The sequence below is a fragment of the Microcystis sp. LSC13-02 genome, assembly GCA_002282935.1.
GTDB lineage: Bacteria > Cyanobacteriota > Cyanobacteriia > Cyanobacteriales > Microcystaceae > Microcystis.
On the sequence record MTBT01000040.1, the window covers coordinates 1 to 4,191 of the forward strand.

Sequence of the window (4,191 nt, forward strand, 5' to 3'; positions counted from 1 at the left end):
GGCTTTAGAAACTTTCGGAATTTTTGGGTTAGAAGTATGTTGTCTTGGCATCTTGTCTGTTGATTTAGCATAAAGGGTAACGAAGAGCCCTCAGTTTAATTCCCTCGATCTTGTTGGTTTTGGAGCCGTGGGTGATCCTTTAAAAGGATTTTTATCACCCAGTACCGGTCCAGATCCATTTCCAGCAGTTCCAGAGCCTTCCTCGATTCTGGGGTTATTGGCATTGGGTTTACTAGGGATGGGTTCAGTATCCAACAAGCAGCGAAAATAAGCCTTTTAAGTACCGGGGAAGCTCATCTAATTTGGTATAAATTGCCTGGTGAGCGCATCTTAAACGCCATTGACAATTGTTAAGATGCGCTTACCCAGCACTGCCAGTGCTACACCGGTTCCCGAACCTTCAGCAATTTTAGGATTATTAAGTCTAGGACTTTTGGGCATCGGTTCTCAATTCAAACAAAAACGATAAATTGACAAAGTATGGGGATGGGATTTTTTCCATCCCTACTTGCGGAAAAATGCGGTCTAGAAACCTTCCAAATTTACCTCTTAATTTTAGTAAACAAATTTTTTTAAATTCCTCTGCAATTACTCAAAAAATTTTACATCTTATAGCAGACAGGTAAAAATAAAAAACTTTTCTCTGCCAAGGCACCGATCGATAGGATAATTGATCATCGGAACATCTACTCTGAGAATATGTCCCTCGATCGCCGTCAATTTCTTTATCTTTTAGGTGCTACCCTTGGCACAGCAACTCTAGGAAATTTTAACCGTCCTGCTTTTGCTGCCAATAGCCCCTATACTCTGCTTCCTCTCCCCTATGCTTATGATGCCCTAGAACCTTATATTGATAAGGAAACGATGCAATTTCATCACGATAAACACCATGCAGCCTACGTTAATAATCTCAATCTGGCAGGAGCAAAATATCCAGAATTGCAGCAAAAAACAGTAGTAGAATTAATTAAAAATCTTGACTCTTTACCCGCCGATATTCGCACCACTATCCGCAATAATGGCGGCGGCGATCTTAATCATACAATGTTCTGGCAGATTATGTCCCCCGATGGCGGTGGCGAAGCAAAAGGAGAAATAGGAGCGGCAATAATCGCTAAATTTGGCAGTTTCGAGGAATTTAAAAACGCTTTCAACCAAGCAGGTACTAAACTTTTTGGTAGTGGTTGGACATGGTTGGTTTTAAATAAGTCAGGACAACTAGAAATTATCAGCACTGCTAACCAAGATAGCCCCCTAATGATGGGATTACAGCCAATTATGGGCAATGATGTCTGGGAACACGCCTATTACTTAAAATATCGTAATCAACGGGCTGAGTATTTAAAACAGTGGTGGAATGTGGTTAACTGGGAGGAGGTAAATCGCCGCTATCTTCAGGCAAAAGCTTAACGATGACAACTTTTACGGTAACAGTCCCCGCTACCACTGCTAATATTGGGCCCGGCTTCGATTGTCTCGGAGCGGCCTTAACCCTATATAATCAGTTTACTTTTACCCTGCTGCCAGCAACGACAGCTAACCCTGTCAGCATTAGTGTCAAGGGAACTGAATCAGCTAAAGTTAGCCAAGGTACTGATAATTTAATCTACACTTCTTTTTTGCAAGTTTATCAAAAAATAGGACAGAATCCGCCCCCCATAGCCATCGAGATCGGTTTAGGGGTTCCTCTGGCTAGAGGTTTAGGTAGTTCTGCCACTGCTATTATCGGTGGGTTAGTGGCTGCCAATCAATGTGCGGGAAATCCTTTATCTATGGGGGAAATCGAAGCATTAGCGATCGCCTTGGAGGGACATCCGGATAATGTGGTGCCGGCTTTGCGGGGCAACTGTCAGCTATCGGCAGGAGATAGCACAGATTGGGCTATTTGTCAAGTATTTTGGCAAAAAAATCTCATTCCCGTCCTAGCGATTCCCGATTTTGAACTGGCTACGGAAAAAGCTAGGGCGGTTTTGCCCGAAAAAATTAGCCGTCAGGAGGCAATTTTCAATATTTCCCGCTTGGGTTTATTATTGCGGGGATTGGAGACGGGTAACGGCGATTGGCTGAGAATTGCCCTAGAGGATAAACTGCATCAACCCTATCGCCAATCTTTAATACCGGGTTACGAAAAGGTCAAAAAAGCCGCCATTAACGCGGGTGCTTACGGGATGGTAATTAGTGGCGCAGGTCCGAGCCTATTGGCTTTAACTAACCCTGAAAATGCCCAAAAAACGGCCACAGAGATGACAAATGCTTGGGAGGAAGTGGGGATTAACTCTGAGGTGAAAATTTTAGCTTTAGATACCCTAGGGGCCCAAGTAAACTGTTAAGCCTCCAATTTACTTGTTAAGAGTCCTATGGCAGCGGGGTGTGGGAAAAACTTTTGCAGCAAACCCTAATTATAAATAATTGTTAAGAAAATGACGCAAATTACCGTTATTGGTGCAGGGATTGGCGGACTAACGGCGGCGGCATTATTGGCGCGTCGAGGTTATCAAGTCACAGTATATGATCAGGCGCTTGTCCCCGGAGGTTGTGCCTCGACTTTTTCCCGTCGGGGTTTTACTTTTGATGTGGGGGCAACTCAAGTGGCAGGATTAGAAGTAGGGGGCATTCATCAGCGCATTTTTGCCGAATTAGGGATAGATTTACCCGATTCTGTCCCCTGCGATCCCGCTTGTGCTGTTTTTCTGCCGGGGGAAACCACTGCGATTAACGTCTGGCGCGATCGGCAAAAGTGGCAAGAGGAAAGACAAAAACAATTTCCGGGCAGCGAACCTTTTTGGCAATTATTACAAAAACTCTTTCAAGCAAGTTGGCGTTTTCAAAGTCGCGATCCAGTTTTACCCCCGCGCAACTGGTGGGATTTAGGGCAATTAATCGCCGCTTTGCGTTTAGATACTGCCATTACCTTCCCTTTTACTTTGATGACTGTGGGCGATGCTCTGCGATTATACGGCTTAGAGACAGATAAACGCCTAAAAACCTTCCTTGATCTCCAGTTAAAGCTTTATTCCCAAGTTACTGCCGATGAAACCGCTTTACTTTATGCCGCCACCGCTTTAGCAGTTTCTCAGTCTCCCCAAGGTTTATCCCACCTTCAGGGTAGTATGCAGGTATTAAGCGATCGCCTAGTGGCAGCTTTGGAAAAATACGGCGGTAAATTGCAAATGCGCCACACAGTCGAAAAAATACTGACAGAAAAGGGAAAAGCCACGGGAATTATCGTCAGAAATCAAAAAAATGGCCAAATACATCCAGAAATGGCCGATGAGATTGTCGCCAATATCCCGATCCAAAATTTACCACAATTAATCGATCGCGAAGCCATTCCCAGTCTTTATCACCGGAGAATCGAAAAACTTCCCCCCGCATCCGGTGCTTTTGTGGCCTACTTAGGAGTCGATCGCGCTGCTATTCCCCCCGATTGTCCTCCCCATTTGCAATTCCTCTACGATGACGATGGCATGATCGGCGAAAATAACTCTTTGTTTGTTTCCGTGAGTAAAGAAGGGGATGGCCGCGCCCCAGTGGGAAAAGCGACGATTATTGCTTCTTCCTTCACCGATACCGCTCTTTGGTGGCGAAAAGGAGAAGATAATTATCAGCAATTAAAAGCAGCATACACCCAAGAGGCGATCAATCGTCTCGGTAATTATTTCCATCTTAGCCCTGATCACATCGTTCACATCGAATCAGCTACTCCTCGCACTTTTGAACGGTTTACGGGGCGAAATCAGGGCATTGTCGGCGGTATTGGTCAAAGACTGTCCACTTTTGGCCCTTTTGGAGTAGCGACGCGCACTCCGATCCCCCATCTTTGGTTAGTGGGAGATTCCACCCATCCGGGAGAAGGCACTGCCGGAGTCAGCTATTCGGCACTAACGGTAGTTAGACAGATTGAAAATAAATTAGCTTTTAGTTAAGTGGGAAGCTTTTTTCAGTGATCAGTAATCAGTGATCAGTAATCAGTAATCAGTAGAAAAGACAGTAGGAAACTTGCTATAGCGGTTTTCACAGAAGTGAGTCCCGATTGAAACGCTGAAACGCCTATCTATCAAGGGATTTACTATACCTTATTAGACTGAAAACCGCTATATTTAGGGTCTGCTGAAAAAGTTATTGAAAAGCACAGGTCTCTTAATCAATGATTTCACTTAGCTAAAAACATAAGCTTTAGTTGTTGATTAA

General features: G+C 44.4%; 4 protein-coding genes and 1 pseudogene. All 5 read left to right on the plus strand.

Annotation, left to right across the window (positions count from 1 at the left end):
• Nucleotides 1–91 precede the first annotated feature (91 nt).
• Nucleotides 92–271, plus strand: a pseudogene (locus BGL89_RS02545) (PEP-CTERM sorting domain-containing protein); the annotation flags it as partial.
• 84 nt (nucleotides 272–355) lie between these two features.
• On the plus strand, nucleotides 356–469 hold the full coding sequence (locus tag BGL89_RS02550; protein WP_286824279.1) for a PEP-CTERM sorting domain-containing protein: 114 nt from the start codon (nucleotides 356–358) through the stop codon (nucleotides 467–469).
• A 230-nt stretch (nucleotides 470–699) separates the two neighbouring features.
• The gene (locus tag BGL89_RS02555) at nucleotides 700–1,410 is read left to right on the plus strand and encodes a superoxide dismutase (RefSeq protein ID WP_286824276.1); all 711 of its coding nucleotides are present in this window, start codon (nucleotides 700–702) and stop codon (nucleotides 1,408–1,410) included.
• 2 nt (nucleotides 1,411–1,412) lie between these two features.
• Nucleotides 1,413–2,330 carry a homoserine kinase gene (gene thrB / locus BGL89_RS02560; RefSeq protein ID WP_286824277.1) on the plus strand — a complete coding sequence of 306 codons (918 nt, stop codon included), beginning with the start codon at nucleotides 1,413–1,415 and terminating at the stop codon, nucleotides 2,328–2,330.
• Nucleotides 2,331–2,420: 90 nt separating this feature from the next.
• Nucleotides 2,421–3,926 carry a C-3',4' desaturase CrtD gene (crtD, locus tag BGL89_RS02565; protein ID WP_286824278.1) on the plus strand — a complete coding sequence of 502 codons (1,506 nt, stop codon included), beginning with the start codon at nucleotides 2,421–2,423 and terminating at the stop codon, nucleotides 3,924–3,926.
• Nucleotides 3,927–4,191: the final 265 nt, after the last annotated feature.

Excerpts from the sequence above, each read along its gene's own strand:
- BGL89_RS02550 (WP_286824279.1), top strand. The coding sequence starts at position 356 with ATGCGCTTACCCAGCACTGCCAGTGCTACACCGGTTCCCGAACCTTCA.
- BGL89_RS02555 (WP_286824276.1), top strand. The coding sequence starts at position 700 with ATGTCCCTCGATCGCCGTCAATTTCTTTATCTTTTAGGTGCTACCCTT.
- thrB (WP_286824277.1), top strand. The coding sequence starts at position 1,413 with ATGACAACTTTTACGGTAACAGTCCCCGCTACCACTGCTAATATTGGG.
- crtD (WP_286824278.1), top strand. The coding sequence starts at position 2,421 with ATGACGCAAATTACCGTTATTGGTGCAGGGATTGGCGGACTAACGGCG.